Source organism: Microbacterium enclense (assembly GCA_038182865.1).
Taxonomy (GTDB): Bacteria; Actinomycetota; Actinomycetes; order Actinomycetales; family Microbacteriaceae; genus Microbacterium; species Microbacterium enclense_B.
Genome location: CP116226.1, coordinates 3,658,953 through 3,679,890, shown reverse-complemented (window position 1 = coordinate 3,679,890; position 20,938 = coordinate 3,658,953). Strand labels below are relative to the sequence as shown.

15 protein-coding genes are annotated in these 20,938 nt (G+C 70.9%); all 15 read right to left on the bottom strand.

Annotated elements, in window-relative coordinates:
- Nucleotides 1-66 precede the first annotated feature (66 nt).
- Nucleotides 67-1,437 carry a transcription antitermination factor NusB gene (locus PIR02_17475; GenBank protein WZH36522.1) on the bottom strand — a complete coding sequence of 457 codons (1,371 nt, stop codon included), beginning with the start codon at nucleotides 1,435-1,437 and terminating at the stop codon, nucleotides 67-69.
- Complete coding sequence (fmt, locus tag PIR02_17470; GenBank protein ID WZH36521.1) at nucleotides 1,434-2,351, bottom strand: methionyl-tRNA formyltransferase; 918 nt, start codon at nucleotides 2,349-2,351, stop codon at nucleotides 1,434-1,436. The genes PIR02_17475 and fmt overlap by 4 nt, the downstream gene beginning before the upstream one ends.
- A gap of 40 nt (nucleotides 2,352-2,391) precedes the next feature.
- Nucleotides 2,392-4,374 (bottom strand): primosomal protein N', encoded by a 1,983-nt coding sequence (locus PIR02_17465; GenBank protein WZH36520.1) that lies wholly within the window; start codon nucleotides 4,372-4,374, stop codon nucleotides 2,392-2,394.
- Between the two features lie 118 nt (nucleotides 4,375-4,492).
- Complete coding sequence (metK, locus tag PIR02_17460; GenBank protein ID WZH36519.1) at nucleotides 4,493-5,686, bottom strand: methionine adenosyltransferase; 1,194 nt, start codon at nucleotides 5,684-5,686, stop codon at nucleotides 4,493-4,495.
- 116 nt (nucleotides 5,687-5,802) lie between these two features.
- Nucleotides 5,803-6,057 (bottom strand): DNA-directed RNA polymerase subunit omega, encoded by a 255-nt coding sequence (rpoZ, locus tag PIR02_17455; protein ID WZH36518.1) that lies wholly within the window; start codon nucleotides 6,055-6,057, stop codon nucleotides 5,803-5,805.
- Nucleotides 6,058-6,160: 103 nt separating this feature from the next.
- Nucleotides 6,161-7,081, bottom strand: coding sequence for a guanylate kinase (gene gmk, locus PIR02_17450; GenBank protein WZH36517.1), 921 nt, complete (start codon nucleotides 7,079-7,081; stop codon nucleotides 6,161-6,163).
- Nucleotides 7,074-7,934 (bottom strand): orotidine-5'-phosphate decarboxylase, encoded by an 861-nt coding sequence (gene pyrF, locus PIR02_17445; protein WZH36516.1) that lies wholly within the window; start codon nucleotides 7,932-7,934, stop codon nucleotides 7,074-7,076. The genes gmk and pyrF overlap by 8 nt, the downstream gene beginning before the upstream one ends.
- On the bottom strand, nucleotides 7,931-11,218 hold the full coding sequence (gene carB, locus PIR02_17440) for a carbamoyl-phosphate synthase large subunit (protein WZH36515.1): 3,288 nt from the start codon (nucleotides 11,216-11,218) through the stop codon (nucleotides 7,931-7,933). Before carB ends, pyrF begins: the two co-directional genes overlap by 4 nt.
- On the bottom strand, nucleotides 11,211-12,383 hold the full coding sequence (gene carA, locus PIR02_17435) for a glutamine-hydrolyzing carbamoyl-phosphate synthase small subunit (GenBank protein ID WZH36514.1): 1,173 nt from the start codon (nucleotides 12,381-12,383) through the stop codon (nucleotides 11,211-11,213). The genes carB and carA overlap by 8 nt, the downstream gene beginning before the upstream one ends.
- Nucleotides 12,380-12,883, bottom strand: a complete 504-nt coding sequence (locus PIR02_17430) for a hypothetical protein (GenBank protein WZH36513.1) — start codon at nucleotides 12,881-12,883, stop codon at nucleotides 12,380-12,382. Before PIR02_17430 ends, carA begins: the two co-directional genes overlap by 4 nt.
- Nucleotides 12,880-14,202, bottom strand: coding sequence for a dihydroorotase (locus PIR02_17425; protein ID WZH36512.1), 1,323 nt, complete (start codon nucleotides 14,200-14,202; stop codon nucleotides 12,880-12,882). Before PIR02_17425 ends, PIR02_17430 begins: the two co-directional genes overlap by 4 nt.
- Nucleotides 14,199-15,167 (bottom strand): aspartate carbamoyltransferase catalytic subunit, encoded by a 969-nt coding sequence (locus PIR02_17420; GenBank protein WZH36511.1) that lies wholly within the window; start codon nucleotides 15,165-15,167, stop codon nucleotides 14,199-14,201. The genes PIR02_17425 and PIR02_17420 overlap by 4 nt, the downstream gene beginning before the upstream one ends.
- A complete protein-coding gene (gene pyrR / locus PIR02_17415) occupies nucleotides 15,164-15,694 on the bottom strand; it encodes a bifunctional pyr operon transcriptional regulator/uracil phosphoribosyltransferase PyrR (protein WZH36510.1) in 531 nt (176 codons plus the stop codon). The genes PIR02_17420 and pyrR overlap by 4 nt, the downstream gene beginning before the upstream one ends.
- A gap of 327 nt (nucleotides 15,695-16,021) precedes the next feature.
- The gene (locus PIR02_17410; protein ID WZH36509.1) at nucleotides 16,022-17,590 is read right to left on the bottom strand and encodes an MBL fold metallo-hydrolase; all 1,569 of its coding nucleotides are present in this window, start codon (nucleotides 17,588-17,590) and stop codon (nucleotides 16,022-16,024) included.
- 157 nt (nucleotides 17,591-17,747) lie between these two features.
- Nucleotides 17,748-20,696, bottom strand: a complete 2,949-nt coding sequence (locus PIR02_17405) for a DEAD/DEAH box helicase (protein ID WZH36508.1) — start codon at nucleotides 20,694-20,696, stop codon at nucleotides 17,748-17,750.
- Between the last annotated feature and the right edge of the window lie 242 nt (nucleotides 20,697-20,938).

Here is a 20,938-nt window from a genome sequence, read left to right as displayed (position 1 = left end):
GGTCGGCGGGTCGGCCCCGCCGTCGCGCGCGGCGACGAACTCCACCGACCGGCGCGGACGGAACGGTCAGCGCTTGCGCAGCAGAGCGATCGACATGGCGTCGGTGCCGTGACGGTGCGGCCACAGCTGCGCGCGGAGGGACCCGTCGGCCTGATCGGGCAGGTCGATGTCGCTGACCGCGACGGAGCGCACCGCGGCGCGCGCGTCGAGCTCTTCCACGGCGTCTCCCAAGGCCCGCTTGACCTCGGCGAGCACTCCCGAGGTTTCGGCCAGGTGCGGCGAACACGTGACGTAGGCCACGACACCGCCCGGCGCGAGCGCGTCGAACGCCGCGAGCACGAGTTCCTGCTGCAGCGCCGTGAGGTCGGGGACATCGGCCGGCGTCTTGCGCCACCGCGCCTCCGGCCGACGCCGCAGCGCACCGATCCCCGTGCACGGCGCGTCGACGAGAATGCGGTCGTACTCCCCCGGCGTCCGCGCGGCGCGGTCGCGCCCGTCCTCCTCGCTCACCTCGACGTCGAGCGGGACGGATGCCACGGCCTGGCGCACGAGCCCGGCACGGGCCGGTGCGATCTCGTTGGCGTCGAGCGTCGCGCCGTGCGCGAGAGCCTCCGCGGCGAGCAACGCCGTCTTACCGCCGGGACCGGCGCACAGGTCGAGCCAGCGCTCTCCCGCGCGGACCGGTACCGCGCGACTGAGGGCGAGGGCAGCGAGCTGCGAGCCCTCGTCCTGCACGCGCAGCCGGCCGTCGGACGCGCGGATGAGCCCTTCGGGGTCTCCCCCGCGTGCGGTGAACGCGGTCGGCGCGAAGCGCGTCGGCGTGGCGTCCTCGGGAACCTCGGCGAGACCCGGCAGGGCCACCATCGCCACACGCGGTGCCACGTTGTCGGCTTCGAGAAGCTCTTCGAGTTCGTCGGCGCGCCCTTCGGCCGTCAGCGCGCGTCGCAGAGCGCGCACGATCCACACGGGGTGCGAGGTGGTGAGGCCGATACGTTCGTCGTCGCTGCGCGCGGCGGCGGCGATGCGGTCCATCCAGTCGCCCGGGGTGTCGCGCGACACCCGGCGCAGCACCGCGTTCGCGAATCCCGCGGCGCCCTTTCCCCCGCCGTGGCGGCGTGCAAGTTCCACTGACTCGTTGACGGCCGCGTGGGAGGCCACCCGCGTCGACAGGAGCTGATGCACGCCCAGACGCAGAGCGTCCAACACGGCTGGGTCGATGCGGTCGACGGAGCGATCCGCGGCCAAGGCGATGATCGCATCGTAGGTCCCGCGCCGCCGGAGGGTGCCGTAGGTCAGCTCCGTCGCGAGGCCGGCGTCTTTGGCATCCAGTTTCGCGCGCACGATCGCGTGCGGCAGGAGGAGGTTCGCATAGGCCTCGTCGCCCGACACGGCGCGGAGAACGTCGTAGGCGGCGGCGCGGGCTCCCTGCACGCTCATGCGCCCAGCACCGGCTGGCTCGTGCGCAGGCCGCGGAACCAGTCGCCCGCCGCCATCGCACCCTTGCCCGCGGGCTGGACGGTGTCGAGGCGGAGCGGGGTGGTTCCGGTGCCGACGATCACCTCTTTGCCGGATGCCGCGACCCGGCCCGGCGGCAGCGCTGGCGCGTCTGCGGGGGCCGCGCGCAGCACTTTGAACCGGGCGCCGTCGAGGGTCGTATGCGCACCCGGTTCGGGCGTGACACCGGCGATGCGGTGGAGGAGGGTCTCGGCGTCCTGGGTGAAGTCGAGGGCACCGTCCGGCAACGAGAGTTTGGGGGCCAGGGTGGGCTCTCCGCTCTGGGGGGTCGCCACCGCGGTGCCATCGGCGATGCCGTCGACGACGCGAGCCAGCAGGGGGCCGCCGATGCCGGCGAGGTCGTCGAGCACCTCGGCGGAGGTCGCACCCGCCGGTACGTCATACCGTTCCTCGGCGAAGACGTCTCCCGCGTCGAGTTCTGCCACGAGCTGGAACACACTCGCGCCCGTCACGGCGTCGCCCGCGATGAGCGCGCGTTGGACGGGGGCGGCGCCGCGCCAGCGCGGCAGGAGGGAGAAGTGCAGGTTGATCCAGCCGTGGGCCGGGGCGGACAGCAGGGGCTCGCGAACCAGGCCGCCGTACGCCACGATGACGCCGAGTTCAGGCTCCAGGTCAGCGATGCGGGTGGTCACCTCGGCATCCAGACGGTCTGCCTTGAGGACCGCGAGACCGAGTTCTTCGGCTGCCTGGGCGACCGGCGACGGGGTGAGCACGCGCTTGCGTCCGAGTGGGGCGTCGCCGCGGGTGATGACGGCGGCGATCTCGTGGGGCCCGGATGCCAGGGCGCGGAGCGAGGGGACGGCGACGGCGGGAGTGCCGGCGAAGACGAGGCGCATGGTTCTCCTCAGACGGGTGGGCGGACGGGGCAGGCGCCGCTCAGAGGTCGGGCTCGGGGATGTCGAGACGAACTCTGAGGGTACTGCGCGGCTGGGGGCCGCGGTCTTTCCTCGGCTTGCGCGCGCGGAGGGCGTCGGCGATGAGCCCGGCGCGCAGGGCCTCAGCGACGGCCTTGCCGTGCGCGTAGTCGAAACGCACGAGGGCGCGCGAGGTGCTGACATCGGGGGTCTCCGACGTGTCGACCGGACCGAGGACGGCGAGCGGGTCGAGATCGGGCATCGTCTCGCGCAGCGACGCCAGGAGGGTGTCGACGCTTCGAGCGTGTCCGTCGACGCTCGCCACACGGACGGCGGGAGGCATGCGCAGGGGCACACGGTCGGCGAGCTCGGCGCGGGCATACGCGGGCTGCGTCCACGTCGCGAGCGCGCGGGCGACCGGGCCGGCGACGCCCACGAGGTGCACGGGCGCACCCGGCGCGGCCAGGGCGGCGGCGTTCGACCACCAGCGCAGACAGCTCTCACCGATGCGCAGCGCCTCACTCTGCAGCATGCGGTCACCGTCGAGGAGGATCACCGCCCGGTAGCCGCCGCGGGCGAGGGGCTCTGCCCCGCGGGTGGCGATCACGAGGGCGGGGTGGCCATCGACCTCCGCCACCGGATGGGCGCCGTCGGCGACGATCACCCGCGTATGAGGGAACGCGCGGCCGAGCTCGTCGGCGGTCCGCTCGCTCCCCGACGAGGCCATTCTCAGCTTGGTCGAGCCGCAGTGTCCGCACGCCCAGGCGTGCGCACTTCGACCGCACCAGGCGCACACCGGGGTCGCGCCGGGACGGGCGGCGCGGAGTGGTCCCGCGCAGTGCTGACACCGGGCAGGCCGACGGCAGTCTGCACACACGAGCGACGGAGCGTACCCGGGACGAGCGACCTGCACGAGCACGGGGCCGTGCTGCAACGCCTCTCTCGCCGCCGCGAATGCCGACGAGGGGACGCGCGACTGCCGCTGCTCGCCCTCGCGTGTCGCGCTGAGCACCACGCGGGGGCTGGGGCGGCGCGCCTGCACGACCTCTCGCACGTAGCCCACGTCGACCAACCTCTGGACGTCGGTGGTGCGCGTGTGCCCGGCGAAGATGAGGGCGGAGCCCTCGAGCTCCTGCCGCACGAGCGCCGCGTCGCGCGCGTGCACCCCCGGTGCGAGCGGCTCGGACAGGAGGGAGTCTCCGTCGTCCCAGATCGCGACGAGGCCCGTGTCGTGTGCGGGCGCGTACACGCCGGAGCGCCGACCGACGACGATGCACGGCACGGGAGCGAGGGTGCGCAGATACTGCGCATAGCGGGCAGGGCCGGACTGGTCGGCGTCGTCGCGCACGACGGCATCCGCCGTGACGAGTTCGGCCAGAGCGGCGAGCAGCTGCGCCTGGTCGCGGTAGTCGGGCACGACGAGCACCGCGCTCTTGCCTCGCGCGAGGGTGTGCACGGCGGCGGCGGCGAGGAGATCGGCCCAGGCTCCACGCGGAAGCTCAGCGTGTGGATGCGGGGGCGCATCGACGGCGAGGCGCTCGCCGCCGTCGATCGCCTCGCCGAGGCCGGGGTAAGTCGCGAGGAGGGCTGCAGAGCGTTCCCGCGCTGCCGGAACCACCTCGGGGGGCCCGGGCGCCGGGGCCGCAGCCCACGCCTTCTCGGCCCGGACCATGCGCTTGGGCACGGCGAGCCGCAGCACGTCGCTGACCGAACCGGCGGCGCGATCGGCCACGCGACGGGCGAGGGTATAGAGCCGCTCGGGCAGTACCGGCATCGGCGACACGACGGCTTCGACGGACGACAGCGGCCGCTCGGTGCCGTCGTCGGCCACGACGTCGACGACGAACGCGTCCATCATCCGTCCGGCGGAGCGCAGCGGCACCTTGACCCGCACCCCCGGGGCGATGTCGGCCACGAGCGGGTGCGGAACGGCGTAATCGAACAGGCGGTCCAGCTGAGGGACGGGCGACTCGAGCTGCACACGTGCCACGCGCCGCTCACTCACGTGAGACTCCCCGTGTCGCTTCGCTCCGCCCGACCACCTCGGAGGGCCTCACGCGGCGGCTCCGCACCGGCGCGGGGTCCGTCGCATCTCATGGCGCCCGCGCGGCGCGCGCGCACGGTCAGAGCCCGGCGGCAGCGCGCAGCTCGTCGACGCGGTCGGTGCGCTCCCACGTGAAGTCGGGCAGTTCGCGGCCGAAGTGACCGTAGGTCGCCGTCCGCGCGTAGATGGGGCGCAGAAGGTCGAGCTGCTCGACGATGGCCTTGGGGCGCAGGTCGAACACGTCGCGGATCGCGCGCACGATGACCTCGTCGGCGACGTGCGCTGTACCGAAGGATTCGACGTACAGCCCCACGGGGTTGGCCTTGCCGATCGCGTAGGCCACCTGCACTTCGAGCCGGTCGGCGAGGCCCGCCGCCACGGCGTTCTTCGCGACCCATCGCATCGCGTACGCGGCAGAGCGGTCGACCTTGGACGGGTCCTTGCCGCTGAACGCTCCACCACCGTGCCGCGACGCTCCGCCGTAGGTGTCGATGATGATCTTGCGGCCGGTGAGTCCGGCGTCGCCCTTCGGGCCGCCGATGACGAAGGGCCCCGCGGGGTTGATGTAGTACTTGACGTCGGGGAGCTCGAGTCCGGTCTCGGCGAGCACCGGGTCGATGACCTCGGCCTGGACCTGCGCGCGCAGGTCTTCCTGCGAGATGTCGGGGTGGTGCTGCGTCGAGAGCACGACGGAGTCGACCGTACGTGGGATGTGACCGTCGTAGCCGAGGGTCACCTGCGTCTTGCCGTCGGGCCGCAGGAACGGAAGTGTGCCGTCTTTACGGACGGATGCCAGGCGCTCGGCGATGCGGTGCGCGGTCCACGCCGCCATCGGCATGAGCTGCGGCGTCTCGGTCGTGGCGAAGCCGAACATGATGCCCTGATCGCCCGCGCCCTGCAGGTCGCGCGGATCGACGGAGCCGCGCTCGCGCTGCTCGAAAGCCTTGTTGACGCCCGCGGCGATGTCGGACGACTGCGCGCCGATCGAGATGGAGACACCGCACGACTCGCCGTCGAAGCCGGTCTCGCTCGAGGTGTAGCCGATGCGGTTGACCACATCGCGCACGATCGCGGGGATCTCGACGTAGGCGCTCGTCGACACTTCACCGGCCACGTGGACGAGTCCGGTGGTGACGAGGGTCTCGACGGCGACGCGGCCCGTCGGGTCGTCGGTGATGATCGCATCGAGGATGCTGTCGGAGATCTGGTCGCAGATCTTGTCGGGGTGTCCTTCGGTGACGGACTCGGACGTGAACAGGCGCAGGTCGGTCAAGACGACTCCGTGAGGTGAGCGAATGGGGACGGGCACAAGTATGCCCCGGGTGGCGGTCAGCCGCCCGGGGCATCGTCACATCTGTGCACAGAGCACGTGTGAACGGGAGATGTGGATTACTCCGCGGCGCGCAGGCGCAGCTTGTCTTCGTGGATCTCGTGCAGTGCGATCGTGAGCGGCTTGTCTTCGACGGTGGAGTCGACGAGCGGGCCCACGTTGTCGAAGAGGTTTCCCTCGTGCAGGTCGGAGTAGTAGTCGTTGATCTGACGCGCGCGCTTGGACGCGTAGATGACGAGCTGGTACTTCGAGTCGACCTTGTCGAGCAGCGCGTCGATGGGCGGGTCGATGATGCCCTGGTTACGTCCGGCCATGGGGAACCTCCTGGTTCGGCGGGATGGGTGGATGCGGCGCGCTCAGCGCCGAAGCATCCTGTCATTCTACTCGACCGGGGATCCGCCCGCGTCGAGTATCTGTTCAGCGCGTCGCATCACCGGGTCGGCGGGCTGCGAGGGCGACGACCTCGGCCGCGGCCGAGGCGACGTCGTCGTTCACGACCCGATAGTCGAACTCGTTCTGTGCCGCCAATTCGGTGCGAGCGGTGCGCAATCTGCGCGCCCGCTCCTCGGCATCCTCGGTGCCCCGCCCCACCAAGCGCTGGACGAGTTCGTCCCAGCTCGGCGGGAGCAGGAACACGAGGGTCGCCGACGGCTCGGCGGCGCGGACCTGTCTGGCGCCCTGAAGATCGATCTCGAGCAGTGCCGTGCCCCCGCTCGCCAGCACCCGCTCGATCGGCTCGCGCGGCGTGCCGTAGCGGTGGCGGTTGTGGACCGTGGCCCACTCGAGCAGCGCCCCGGTGGAGACGAGACGGTCGAACTCGGCGTCGTCGACGAAGTAGTAGTGCTCCCCCTCGACTTCGCCGGGGCGGGGGCTGCGCGTCGTCGCCGACACCGACAGATGGATCTCGGGGTGGTGATCCTTGATGTAGGCCGCGACCGTGCCCTTGCCCACGGCGGTGGGACCGGCGAGCACGATCAACCGGCTCCGTCCGGCGCGCGGGCCGGGCTCGGGCCAGCGGCTGTCGAGGTAGTCGCGGAGGGCGTCACGCTGACGCGAGCCCAGTCCCCCGAGCCGCTTGACGGGTGAGATGCCCAGGGACGTGAGAATGCGGTCGCGCTTGCTCTCCCCGATCGCGGGGATAGCGGTGAGGAACTCGGTCACCCGCATCGCGCCGGCGGCCGACAGCGGGTCGGCGAGTCCTCGACGCAAGAGCTCCTGCGGGGTGATCACGCGCGTCGACACGTCGCGCTTCAACGCCGCGCGTTCGCGACGAGCGGCCACGGCGCGGCGGGACGCGGCGGCACGATCGACCTCGGGCGGGCGGCGGGACTCAGCCACGCGGCACCTCCCGGTACAGCGCCGCACGCTCCTCGATGCGCGCGGCGAGACGGTCCGGTCCGACCGTGAGAACGCTGCGACTCTCATTGGCGACCACCGCGGAGGCCACGTACCCGAACAACCGGCCGAGATCTGCGGGCTCGGCACCCTGCGCGCCGAACCCGGGGGCGAGGATCGGCATCCCCGCCAGGGCCACATCACCGAGGCCGTAGGCGGAGCGATCGACCGTGGCACCGACCACGACACCGATCGAGCCCAAGGCTCCCGGCGCGCCGATGTTCGCCTCGTTGACGTCGTGCGCGACGCGCGCGGCGACGTGCTCGTGGTCGCCGATGGCGAGGGCGTCGTCGACGATCGCGCTCTGCAGCGCGCGCGCCTCCGGATTGCTCGTCGCTGTGAGGACGAACGCGCCCTTGCCGTGGCGCACGGCCATCGACAGCGTGTCGCGCAGCGAATCGGCACCGAGGTAGGGCGTCAGGGTCACGGCATCCGCTTCCAGGGGCGACCCGGGCTCGAGCCACGCGTGGGCGTAGCCCTCCATGGTGGTGCCGATGTCGCCGCGTTTGGCGTCGGCGATCACGAGCAGACCCGCTTCGCGGGCAGCCGCCATGATGTCCTCGAGCGCGGCGAAACCACGTGAGCCGTAGCGCTCGTAGAACGCCACTTGCGGCTTCACGACGCCGACCCGGCCGCGGGCGGCCTCGACCACCCGCAGACCGAACTCGCGTGCCCCGGCAGCGGTGGCATCCAGCCCCCACGTCGACAACAGTGCAGCGTGGGGGTCGATGCCGACGCACAGCGCGCCATGTGTCGACAGCGCGGCGCTGAGCCGCTGGCCGAACGTCTCGCTCACAGGCGCCCCGCACGGTCGGTCGCGTACTCCTGCAGGCTACGCACCCCGAAGCCGTCCTTCATCGCGCCCAGGGCGCTCACCGCGGCGCCGAGGACGGCCATCGTGGTGAAGAGCGCCTTGTCGGCGGCGACGGCCGCCGCGCGGATCTCGTAGCCGTCGGCACGGGCGGTGCCGCCCGAGGGGGTGTTGACGATCATGTCGATCTCCCCGGCGTTGATGAGGTCGACCACGTTCTGCTGGCCGGACCCCTGCGTCTCGGAGTACTTCTCCACGACCTGGACCCGGATGCCGTTGCGGGCGAGGATCTCGGCCGTCCCCTCGGTGGCCATGAGCGTGAAGCCGAGCTCCTGCAGCCGGTGGGCCGGCAGGATGACCGCACGCTTGTCGGCGTCGGCGACCGAGATGAACACGGTGCCCGAGGTCGGCATCCCGCCGTACGCGGCCTCCTGCGACTTCGCGAACGCGGTCGGGAAGTCGCGGTCGATGCCCATGACCTCACCGGTCGAGCGCATCTCGGGCCCGAGGACCGAGTCGACCGTGTGACCGTCGGCGGTGCGGAACCGCTTGAACGGCAGCACGGCCTCCTTCACGGCGACCGGCGCGTCCAGCGGCACGCGCGAGCCATCGTTCTCGGGCAGCAGGCCCTCGGCGATGAGTTCGGCGATGGTGTTACCGGCCATGATCCGGCTGGCCGCCTTCGCGAGCGGGATGCCGAGCGCCTTCGACACGAACGGTACGGTGCGGCTTGCGCGCGGGTTCGCTTCGATCACGTAGAGCACGCCCGCCGAGATCGCGAACTGCACGTTCAGCAGCCCGCGGACGCCGACGCCCTTTGCGATCGCGAGAGTCGCCTCACGCACGCGGTCGACCTCGGTGCGACCGAGCGAGACGGGTGGGAGGGTGCAGGACGAGTCGCCGGAGTGGATGCCGGCTTCTTCGAGGTGCTCCATGACGCCGCCGATGTAGAGATCCGTGCCGTCGAAGAGGGCGTCGACATCCAGCTCGATCGCGTCGTCGAGGAAGCGGTCGACGAGCAGCGGGAGTCCGGGGCCGATGATCGCCTGGTCGGCGACGCGCACGAAGTAGTCGCGCAGCGCCTCGGTCGAGTAGACGATCTCCATGCCGCGACCGCCGAGCACGAAGCTCGGACGCACGAGCACGGGGTAGCCGATCTCCTCGGCCACGGTGACCGCACCCTCGACGTCGATCGCCGTACCGTTTCGCGGGGCGACGAGGCCGGCCTCATCGAGCAGGCGCGAGAACAGTTCGCGCTCCTCGGCGAGGTCGATCGCCTCGGGGCTCGTGCCGAGGATCGTGTAACCCGCGGCCTCGATGCCCTTGGCCAGACCCAGCGGCGTCTGGCCGCCGAGCTGGCAGACGACACCGAGGATGGTGCCCGACTGGCTCTCGGCGTGCAGCACCTCGAGCACGTCTTCGAGCGTCAGCGGCTCGAAGTAGAGGCGGTCGCTGGTGTCGTAGTCGGTCGAGACGGTCTCGGGGTTGCAGTTGACCATGACGGTCTCGTACCCGGCATCCGACAGCGCGAACGATGCGTGCACGCAGGAGTAGTCGAACTCGACGCCCTGGCCGATGCGGTTGGGGCCCGAGCCGATGATGACGACCTTCGTGCGGTCGGAGGGGGTGACCTCGGTCTCGGCGTCGTAGCTCGAGTAGTGGTACGGCGTCAGGGCCGGGAACTCCCCCGCGCAGGTGTCGACGGTCTTGTAGACGGGGCGCACGTCGAGGGCGTAGCGGGTCTCGCGCACCTCGGCCTCGTCGAGACCGCGGATCTGTGCGATCTGCGCGTCGCTGAAGCCGTGCTCCTTCGCGACGCGCAGGGTGTCGGCATCCAGCTCCGAAGCCTCGCCGATGAACGCCGCGACCTCGTTGATGAGCACCATCTGGTCGATGAACCACGGGTCGATCGCCGTCGCGTCGAACGCCTGCTCGGGCGTGGCGCCCTTGCGCAGCGCCTGCTGCAGCACGACGATGCGGCCGTCGGTCGGGGTCTTCGCGATCTCGAGCAGCTCGTCGACCGAGCGCGACTCCTCACCCCAGTGGAAGCTCGATCCGCGCTTCTCCAGGGACCGCAGAGCCTTCTGCAGAGCGGTGGTGTAATTGCGGCCGATCGCCATCGCCTCACCGACCGACTTCATGGTGGTCGTCAGCGTGGTGTCGGCGGCGGGGAACTTCTCGAAGTTGAACCGCGGCACCTTCACCACGACGTAGTCGAGCGTGGGCTCGAAGCTCGCCGGGGTCACCTTGGTGATGTCGTTCGGGATCTCGTCGAGCCGGTAGCCGATCGCGAGCTTCGCGGCGATCTTGGCGATCGGGAAGCCCGTCGCCTTCGACGCCAGCGCGCTCGACCGCGAGACACGGGGGTTCATCTCGATGACGATGATGCGACCGGTCTTCGGGTCCACGGCGAACTGGATGTTGCAGCCACCGGTGTCGACACCCACGGCGCGGATGATGTCGATGCCGATGTCGCGCAGCTTCTGGTACTCGCGGTCGGTGAGGGTGAGCGCGGGAGCCACCGTGATCGAGTCGCCGGTGTGCACGCCCACGGGGTCGACGTTCTCGATCGAGCAGACGACCACCGTGTTGTCGGCGGTGTCGCGCATGAGCTCGAGCTCGTACTCCTTCCATCCGAGGATCGACTCCTCGAGCAGCACCTCGTTGGTGGGCGAGTCGTGCAGGCCCGCACCGCCGATGCGGCGGAGGTCGGCCTCGTCGTACGCGAAGCCGGAGCCGAGGCCGCCCATGGTGAACGACGGGCGCACGACCAGCGGGTAGCCGAGCTTCTCGGCGCCGGCGAGCAGCTCGTCCATGGAGTGGCAGATGACGGATGCCGCGACGTCGGCGCCCGCCTCGAGGACGAGCTCCTTGAAGATCTGGCGATCCTCGCCGCGGTTGATCGCGTCGAAGTCGGCGCCGATGAGCTCGACGTCGTACTTCTCGAGGATGCCGCGCTTGTGCAGCTGGATCGCCGCGTTCAGCGCGGTCTGCCCGCCGAGCGTGGGGAGAACGGCATCCGGCTTCTCCTTGGCGATGATCGACTCGATGACCTCGGGGGTGATCGGCTCGATGTAGGTCGCGTCGGCGAAGTCGGGGTCGGTCATGATCGTCGCCGGGTTCGAGTTGACGAGGATCACGCGCACCCCCTCTTCGCGCAGGACGCGGCAGGCCTGGGTACCGGAGTAATCGAACTCGCAGGCCTGACCGATGACGATCGGGCCGGAGCCGATGACGAGGACGGAGTGGATGTCGTCGCGCTTAGGCATTCTTCTTGGTCTCCATCGTGGCGAGAACCATCTCGCGGAAGCGGTCGAACAGGTAGTTGGCGTCGTGGGGTCCGGCAGCGGCCTCGGGGTGGTACTGCACGCTGAACGCGGGGATGTCGAGGGCACGCAGACCCTCCACGACGTTGTCGTTGAGGCCGATGTGGCTCACCTCGACGCGGCCGAAGCCGTTCGGGCTGTCGACGACCTGGTCGAGCGGGGCGTCGACCGCGAAGCCGTGGTTCTGCGAGGTGATCTCGACGCGGCCCGTGGTCTTGTCGAGCACCGGCTGGTTGATGCCGCGGTGGCCGAAAGGCAGCTTGTAGGTGCCGAAGCCGAGGGCGCGGCCGAGCAGCTGGTTGCCGAAGCAGATGCCGAAGAACGGCAGGCCGTCGCCGAGCACGGCGCGCAGCAGTTCCACGTGCTGGTCGGAGGCCGCGGGGTCGCCGGGTCCGTTGGAGTAGAACGCCGCGACCGGCTCGATCGCGCGGATCTCGTCGATCGTCGCCGACTGGGGGAAGACGTGCACGTCGAACCCGCGGGCCGCGAGGTTGTCGATCGTGGACTGCTTGACGCCGAGGTCGAGAACGGCGAGGTTGCCGATGCGCTCCGCGGTGGCGGGGGTCACCTCGACCTCGGCGACGGACACCTCGGCGCTCAGGTTGCGACCGGCCATGCCGGGCGCTTCGCGCACGCGGCGCAGCTGCTCGTCGGCATCCAGGTTCGCCGCGTCGCCCGAGAAGACGCCACCCCGCATGCTGCCCGAGGAGCGGATGCGACGGGTGACCGCGCGAGTGTCGATGCCGGAGATCCCGACGATGCCGTCTTCGACGAGCGCGTCGTCGAGCGAGCGGTTCGCCCGCCAGTTCGACACCATGCGCGAGGGGTCGCGCACCACGTAGCCGGCGACCCAGATGCGCCGCGACTCGGGGTCTTCGTCGTTCACGCCGGTGTTGCCGATGTGGGGTGCCGTCTGCAGCACGATCTGGCCCGCGTACGAGGGGTCGGTGATCGTCTCCTGGTAGCCGGTCATGCCGGTGGCGAAGACGACCTCGCCGAGGGTCTCGCCGCGCGCGCCGTACGCGCGGCCGGTGTAGCGCGTGCCGTCTTCCAGCACGAGGACGGCGGGGTCTCGCGTGAGGCGCGAGGAAGGGGTCAGGGCGGTCATGCGTCGCTTCCTGTCGGGGTGATGAGCGTACGGATGGCGTCGGCGAGGGCCTTCGCCGAGGCATCCTGAGGTCGGAGGTAGGTGTCGACGACGGTCTCGTCGTCGATGCGCCAGCTGACGCGCGTCAGGCCGTCACGCTCGACCACACGGTCGATGGCGACGGTCGCCTGCGCCGCGTCCACCAGACGGTGGCGGGTGAGCGCGATGCGGGGCTGGCCGGGGAGATCGAGGGCGACGCCGGCCGAGGTGACCGTGACGTCGACGCGGGAGCGGAAGCCCAGGCCCTTGATCGCGAGACGTTCGAGCGGCTCGTCGTGCCGGGTCGTGGCGACGTAGAGTCCCGGGAACACCGCCGTCTCGACGGCGTCCTCGGGCAGCTCCCCCACCGGGGCGGAGTAGCGCGCATCGCGCCGCGTTCGTCGCACCCAGGCCCACGCGAGCAGGGCGAGGAGCACGACGGCCACCCCCACCATGACGAGCAGGGCGCCTTCGCGACTCACGCGAGCACTCCGGGAGCATCGAGCAGAGCGCCGTCAGCCACCGTGACGACGCCGCGGCGCACGGTCCAGCGCACCTCGCCCGGCAACTCACGGCCGAGGTAGGGCGAGTTCTTGCTTCGTCCGCGCAGATCATCGATCGCGAAGGGTCGCGACGGACGCGGGTCGTACAGCGTGAACGACGCCGGCTGCCCCGCAGCAACGGGCGTGCCGTGTCCGTCCAGACGACCGATGCGGGCCGGGGTCTTCGACAGCACGCGGGCGACATCGGCCCAGTCGAGGAGCCCCGTGTCGACCATCGCCTGCTGAACGACGCGCAGAGCGCTTTCCAGGCCCACCATGCCGTTCGCGGCGGCCGCCCACTCGCACGCCTTCGCCTCGGCGGGGTGCGGCGCGTGGTCGGTCGCGACGATGTCGATCGTGCCGTCGGCCAGGCCCTCGCGCACGGCCATCACGTCTTCCTCGCGCCGCAGCGGCGGGTTGACCTTGTACCGCGCGTCGTAGTCGCGCACGAGTTCGTCGGTCAGCAGCAGGTGGTGCGGGGTCACTTCGGCGGTCACGTTCACGCCCCGCTTCTTGGCCCAGCGGATGATGTCGACGGAGCCCGCGGTGCTGAGGTGGCAGACGTGCAGGCGCGAGCCCACGTGCTCGGCCAGCAGCACGTCGCGCGCGATGATCGACTCCTCCGCGACCGCCGGCCAGCCGGTGAGCCCCAGCTCCGCCGAGACGGCGCCCTCGTTCATCTGCGCCCCCTCGGTGAGCCGCGGGTCCTGCGCATGCTGGGCGACGACTCCGTCGAACGTCTTCACGTACTCGAGTGCTCGCCGCATGATGAGCGGGTCGAAGACGCAGAAGCCGTCGTCGCTGAACACCCGCACCCGGGCGCGGGAGTCGGCCATCGCGCCGAGCTCGGCGAGCCGCTCGCCCTTCTGCCCCACGGTGACGGCGCCGATCGGCTGCACGTGCACGTAGCCCGCGGCCTCGCCGAGGGCGAGCTCCTGCTCGACGACGCCGGCGGTGTCGGCCGTGGGCGAGGTGTTCGGCATGGCGAAGACCGTGGTGAAGCCTCCGGCGGCGGCGGCGCGCGATCCGGTGAGGACGGTTTCGGATGCCTCGAACCCGGGCTCGCGCAGGTGCACGTGCAGGTCGACGAGGCCGGGCAGGGCGACGAGCCCGTCGGCGTCGATGACCGTGGCGCCCTCGTGCGATAGGCCGGTGCCGGTCTCGGCGATGACGCCGTCACGGACGAGGAGGTCGGTGGCATCCTGACCCTCGACGCGCGCGCCGCGGACCAGCAGGGTCTGGGGGGTGGCGTGGCTCATCGAAGGTCCTCTCTGTCGGTGTGGGGCCGTTCGCCCGCGAGGAGCAGGTACAGCACGGCCATCCGCACGGAGACGCCGTTCGCGACCTGCTCGAGCACCGTCGAGCGAGGCGAATCGGCGGCTTCGGCGGAGATCTCCAGACCCCGGTTCATGGGGCCGGGGTGCATGACAATGCTATCGGTCGGAAGGGCCGCCAGGCGCCGTGCGTCGAGACCGTAACGACGTGAATACTCCCGTTCAGTCGGGAAATACGCGGCGCTCATGCGCTCGAGCTGGATGCGGAGCATCATCAGCGCGTCGGGTCCCGCCGCAATCGCGTGATCCAGGTCGTAGTCGACCTCGATGGGCCAGCCGCTGACGTCCTGCGGCACCAGAGTGGGCGGGGCGACCAGCGTCACGCGCGCGCCCAGGGTGTGCAGCAGCCAGACGTTGGAGCGCGCGACACGCGAGTGCAGCACGTCGCCGACGATGGTGACGCGGATGCCGTCGAGGTCGCGGCCGCGGCTGTCGTCGCCGAAGAGGCGCTTGCGGATCGTGAACGCGTCGAGCAGCGCCTGCGTGGGGTGCTCGTGCGTGCCGTCGCCGGCGTTGACGACACCGGCGGTGATCCAGCCGCTCGTGGCGAGGGTGCGCGGGGCGCCGGACGCACCGTGGCGGATGACCACGGCATCCGCCCCCATCGCCTGCAGGGTCTGCGCGGTGTCCTGCAGCGACTCGCCCTTGCTGACGCTCGAGCCCTTCGCGGAGAAGTTGATGACGTCGGCGGACAGGCGCTTGGCGGCGGCTTCGAAGGAGATGCGTGTGCGCGTGGAGTCCTCGAAGAAGAGGTTGACCACGGTCTTGCCGCGGAGCGTCGGAAGCTTCTTGACCTCGCGGCGCTGGGTGTCGGCCATGTCCTCGGCGACGTCGAGGATCGTCAGGGCCTCCTCGCGTGAGAGGTGCTGGGTGTCGAGGAGGTGCCTCATGACTCGATCGTCACCTCCTCGACGCCATCGGTCTCGGACAGGCGCACGTTCACGCGCTCGTCGCGGGCGCTGGGGAGGTTCTTGCCCACGAAGTCGGGGCGGATCGGCAGCTCGCGGTGACCACGGTCGATCAGCGTTGCGAGCCGCACGGCGGCGGGGCGCCCGATGTCCTGCAGGGCGTCGAGCGCGGCGCGGATGCTGCGACCCGAGAAGAGAACGTCGTCGATCAGCACGACGGTCTTGCCGTCGATGCCGCCGGCGGGGATCTCGGTCTTCCGTGGTGCTCGCGTGGGATTGCGGTGCAGGTCGTCGCGGTACATCGTCACGTCGAGCGATCCGACCGGGACGGTCGTTCCCCCGAAGTCGCTGACGAGGGGACCGATCCGGTTCGCGAGCGTGACGCCGCGGGTCGGAATGCCGAGGAGGACGAGTCCTTCCGGTCCCTTGTTGGACTCCAGGATCTCGTGCGAGATGCGCGTCAAAGCGCGGGCGATATCGGCATCGTGCATGACGGTGCGCGTATTCATCCGCCGCTCCCTTCTCCGCCTCACGGGACGGGGTTAAAGGTTGCTGTGGTTCGTGATCCAGCTTAGCGGGTGGGACGGGGCGGCGCGGGTGGGGATGATGTGGCTGCGGAGAACATGGCGTAGCGCGCCGGGGGCGGCGCGGCATGCGGCGGCGGGTCGTGCGGGTGCCGGGTCGTGCGGCGGTGCGGGCGCGGGGTCATGGATGGGGTCCCGCGGGGCCGGAGGAGATTCGGGGACGGGAGGAGGGATGCCGCGGTCTTGGTCCTCCGCTCCCGGGTTCTCCTCCCGCGGGCGACCTCAGCGCGGCGACCTCGGCCCGGGCTCACCTCAGCCCGCGGCGACCTCGGCGGCGGCACGCTCGCCGCTGGGCGTCGACCGGATCGGGTGTCCGGTCGTGGTCAGGCACCGACCGGTGGCCAGGTCCCACTTCCAGTCGTGCAGAGAGCAGGTCAGCACGCCGTCCTCGATCTTGCCGGTCTTGGTCAGATCGGCGCGAAGGTGCGGGCAGCGGCGCTGCACGGTCCAGCCGTCGATCTCGGCATCCTCGGTCTGATCCGACTGCTCGGCGTACCAGTTCTCGACGTACTCGATACGGTCGCGCGACAGGCACTTCAGGAACGTCGTGAGGAACTCGTTGAACTTGCCCGAACGGCCCACCTCGAACTGCATCGACAGGAAGATCGAGTTCGACCAGTCGATCTCGTGGTCGCGGATGTTCGTCGAGACGAGGTCGGCGGGGATCGTGTACCAGTAGATGCACTCTTCGCCGGCGTACTCGCGCAGCTTCGCCTTCGGGAAGTCCACGACCATGTCGAGCTCGCCGATGCGGAAGCGCACCATCCCGCCCACACCGTTGCGGATCGTGCGCGCGCGCCGCAGCAGGGGCTCCCACCATTCCTTCAGAGCGGCGAGCATCTCGGCCGGCGGGATGACCTCGGCGCGCGTCGCCTCTTCCGCCTGCACCTCGGCCTGGCGGCTGTCGCGCTGTTCGGCGAGGTAGTTCCATTTGTCGCCGAAGACGCGTTCGATCTCGGCGTCGGTGTACAGCGTCTGCGTGACGGTCACATCGGAACCCCGCACCTCGACCTCGGTGCCCGGCAGGAACAGGTAGCCCTTCTGATCGGGGCGCTGCTCTCTCATGTGCGCGAGGAACTCGCGCTGGTCGGTGAAGATCGAGTCGTCCTCGAGCCCGGTGCCGTTGTAGCGGAACAGCTCCTCGCGCAGGAACATCGGCGGACCCGCCATGGGGAACACGTGGGGGGCGTCGACCTTCTCGATGTAGTACATCGCGCGCTTGTTTTGCGCGTCGCGCTTGAGCTTCGCGAAGTTCTGCTTCGCATCCTGGGGCAGGTCGTAGACCATCGGCCACCAGATGGCGCCGGAGACCTGCGTGAAGTAGGCGTCGGGCGTGCCGAAGTCGAAGAGCTTCTCGAGATCGAGGGGATGCGAGTCGTTCTGGTTGAGGATCGACGCGGTGCCGTCGTCGAGCGACAACGACGAGTCGCCGATGGGGCCGTCTGAGGGCGCGCGCAGCGGCGTGACCATGAGCTTCAGGTCGCCGAACTGCAGGGGAACACCGGCTTCGGTGCGGACGAGGTTCGTGTAGCCGAGCGCGATCAGGTCTTGCTCGAGGTCGTCGGTCGGGTACTCGGGCAGGAGCACCTTGATGTCCTTCGGGACGTAGCGCTCGAGCATCGCCGGGTCGAAGTGGTCGCGGTGGCGGTGCGAGATGTAGAGGAAGTCCGCCTTACCGAAGCGCTCCCAGTCGAGCGCGCGGTTGTCGGGGAACGGGAACCACGAGCCGAAGAAGCTCGGACCGATGACGGGGTCGCAGAGGATGCTGCCGCCCGCCGTCTCGATGAACATGCCCGCGTGGCCGAGGCCGGTGATTCTCATGTCGCTCCTGTGTCGTGGACGGAACCTGACGAGTCTACGCGGGGGGTGCCTGGGTGGGCGGTGGGCGCGGCGAGGCGATCGTACGGTGGCGAGATGCTCGGCCCCCTCGTGTTGCTCGCGGTGGGGGCCGCGCTCGTGCCCGGTTCCCCGCGCGTGGTCACGGCCCGAGCAGCCCGCGGATGTCGTCGGCATCCAGTGCCGCAGCGAACGCCTCGCCGTCGTCGATCACCGCGTCGAAGAGCGCGGCCTTGCGGCGTTGCAGCGCGAGCACCTTCTCCTCGATGGTGCCGGCCGCGATGAGCCGATACACGAACACGCTCTTGTCCTGGCCGATGCGGTGGGCGCGGTCGACGGCCTGGGCCTCGGCGGCGGGGTTCCACCACGGGTCGAGCACGAACACGTACTCCGCCTCCGTGAGGGTGAGCCCGAAGCCCCCGGCCTTGAGGCTGATGAGGAACACCGGCGCCTGGCCCTCGCGGAACCCGGCGACCACCTCCCCCCGTCGCGCCGTGCTGCCGTCGAGGTGCGCGTAGGCGAGGCCCGCGGCATCCAGTCTCTCCGCCGCCATGTCGAGGAACGAGGTGAACTGGCTGAACACCAGAGCACGGTGGCCCTCGGCGGCGACCTCGACGAGACGCTCCAGCAGCGTGTCGAGCTTGGCGGACCCGAGGTGCGCGTCGCGCTCGTCGACGAGGCCCGGCGCCAGAGCGAGCATGCGCAGCAGCGTCAGCGAACGGAACACGATGAACCGCTGGCGGTCGAGGTCGTCGAGCAGACCGAGGACCTTCTGGCGTTCGCGCTGCAGCACCCGGTCGTAGACCTCCTGGTGCGCCGGACCGAGCGGAACAGCGATCTCCTGCTCCTGCTTGGGCGGCAGGTCGGATGCCACGACGTCTTTCGTGCGGCGCAGGAGGAACGGCCGCACGCGTCGGCGCAGACGCTCGAGCATCTTCGCGCGGTGGGCGCCCGCCGCGTGCGCCGAGAGCTCGGTCGGGGCATCGGTGGGCAGCTGCTCGATCGCGCGCGTGTAGTCCTCACGGAACTGCCGGATCGAGGGGAACAGTCCCGGCGCGGTCAGCGCGAGCAGCGCCCACAGGTCGTCGAGGCCGTTCTCGATCGGGGTGCCGGTCGCGGCGAACACGGCGTCGGTCTTCAGCGCCGCGATCGCGCGGTGGATGCGCGTCGCGGGGTTCTTCACGAACTGCGCCTCATCCAGCACGACGCCGCTCCAGGACGGCGCGGCGAACTCATCGGCATCCGTCCGCACGACGCCGTACGACGCGACGACGACGTCGACACCCGCCGCGATCTCGGCGACGGCCCGGTCGCGGCGCACCGCGGTCGCTTCGACGACGGCCACCCGCAGGTCGGGCGCGAAGCGCGCGGCCTCGTCGCGCCAGGTGGGCAGGACCGAGGTCGGGGCCACCACCAGCCACGGCCGCGCGTCCCCGCGAGTGCGTGTGTGAGCGATCAGTGCGAGCAATTGCAGCGTCTTCCCGAGCCCCATGTCATCGGCCAGGATGCCGCCGAGCCGATGCGCGTGCAGGAGCGCGAGCCACGAGAGGCCCTCGCGCTGATACGGGCGCAGCTCGGCGCGGAAGCCGGGCGGGGGCGGCACGGCCGGCACCTCCGTCACATCGCGGAGGGCGCGGGCGAGCTGGCGCCACTCGACCGCCGCTTCGGACTGATCGGCGAGGTCTTCGAACTCCGCCCACAGCGTCAGGTGGGTGCGGGGAAGCCGCGGGCCGGTCTCCCATTCGTCGAGGGTCGCGGCCTCTTCCAGCAGATCGCGCAGCCGCTGCAGCGCCGGATGCGCGAGAGAGAACCACGCGCCGTCCGACAGCTTGATGCGCGTGCGTCCGCGCGACAGCGCGCTGAAGAGCACGCCGAACGGGATGAGGCGTCCGTCGATCGTCACGGTGATGCCCAGGTCGAGCCAGTCTCGGTCGAGTGACTCGACGAGCGTGATCCGCAGCGACGGGTCGCCGCGGAGCTCGCGGAACGTCGGCTGCGTGCCCCGGATGCGCACGCGCACGTCGTCGAGCACGTCGACGGCGGGCAGCACGCGGGCGGCGAACACTGCGGCATCCGCGTCGCGCAGCGTCGTACGGCCGTCGATGGGCAGATCGGATGCCGCCATCCACGCCGTCTCGAACCGTTCACCGATCTGCGCCTCAGTGCGCGGGTCGCGCTCGGGATGCTCGCCGTCGTCGTACGGAGCCCGGTGTCCGCCCGGATACACCCACGCGAGCGCGTACGCGACCGCGTCGTCGTCGAGGTAGGACACCTCGACCGCGAGCGTCGGCCGTGCTGGCGGCGGAGCAGGCACCCCCGCGCCCACCGACAACGGCGCCCGCCGGGCCAGACGCGGGTACACCTCGGCGACGAACTCCCCCGCGTCGGCCGCAGGCACCTCGACAGCCGCGCGGCCGAGGAGCGACGGCAGCGGCGTCGGGAGGTCGACGCCGACGAGCACGAGCGGCACCGGATCGCGATGGAGCTCGTACGCGAACAGCCCCGACGAGCCGATTGCGCGGGCGTGGGCGGCATCCACCCGCCGCCCGTCGATCTCGAGGTCGGCCGAGACGCGCAACGCTCCCCCGCCGACCGCGTCGAGGGCCACCCGGGCGACCGCCTCGCCCCCGAGGTGTACGCGTTGCTGCGGGTGCATCGACACGATCGGGATGCCGAGACCCGTCGCCCCGGCCAGGTGCGGCCACAGCAACGGCGAGTCCACGGTGTCGAGGGCGACGGTGTCGCCGGAAGCGGCGAAGGGTCCGGCGATGCGCAGAGCTTGAGCGAGCGCATGCAGCTCGGCGAACCATCGCACGTGAGCTGGGTCGAAGCGGCCTGTGGATCGACGCACGGCGTCCCACGTGGCATCCGCTCTGATCCATCCCTCGCGCGCTCCGCGTACGAGCGGACGCGCGACGAGCTGCAGGTCGTCCTGGCGTCGCGCGAGCATCCGTGGCGTCACCGGGACGACGGCGCGGGCCTCCCACCGGGCCGGGTCGTAGGCCTCGCGCTGGCGCAGCTCGACGCCGAGGGCGAGCGGCTCGAACGCGGCCGGCTCACCCCCGGGAAGGAGGTCGCGCCAGGAGGTCACGAGAGCATCCTGCCGCGGGGGTCCGACATCGGCGCCCGCATACGTCGCGTCGGCTCCGATGCGACGAGCGCCCCACCGCTGCCGAGCGCCGCGGGCACCCGGGTCGCGGGCCACGCATAAACGCGGTCCGCGCACAGAAACACGCTGTGCACGCGTTTATGCGTGTGGACCGCGTTTATGCGTGGCATCCGGCCCCGTGCGTACGCCGCCGGCATCCGGCCCCGTGTGTACGCCGCCGGCGC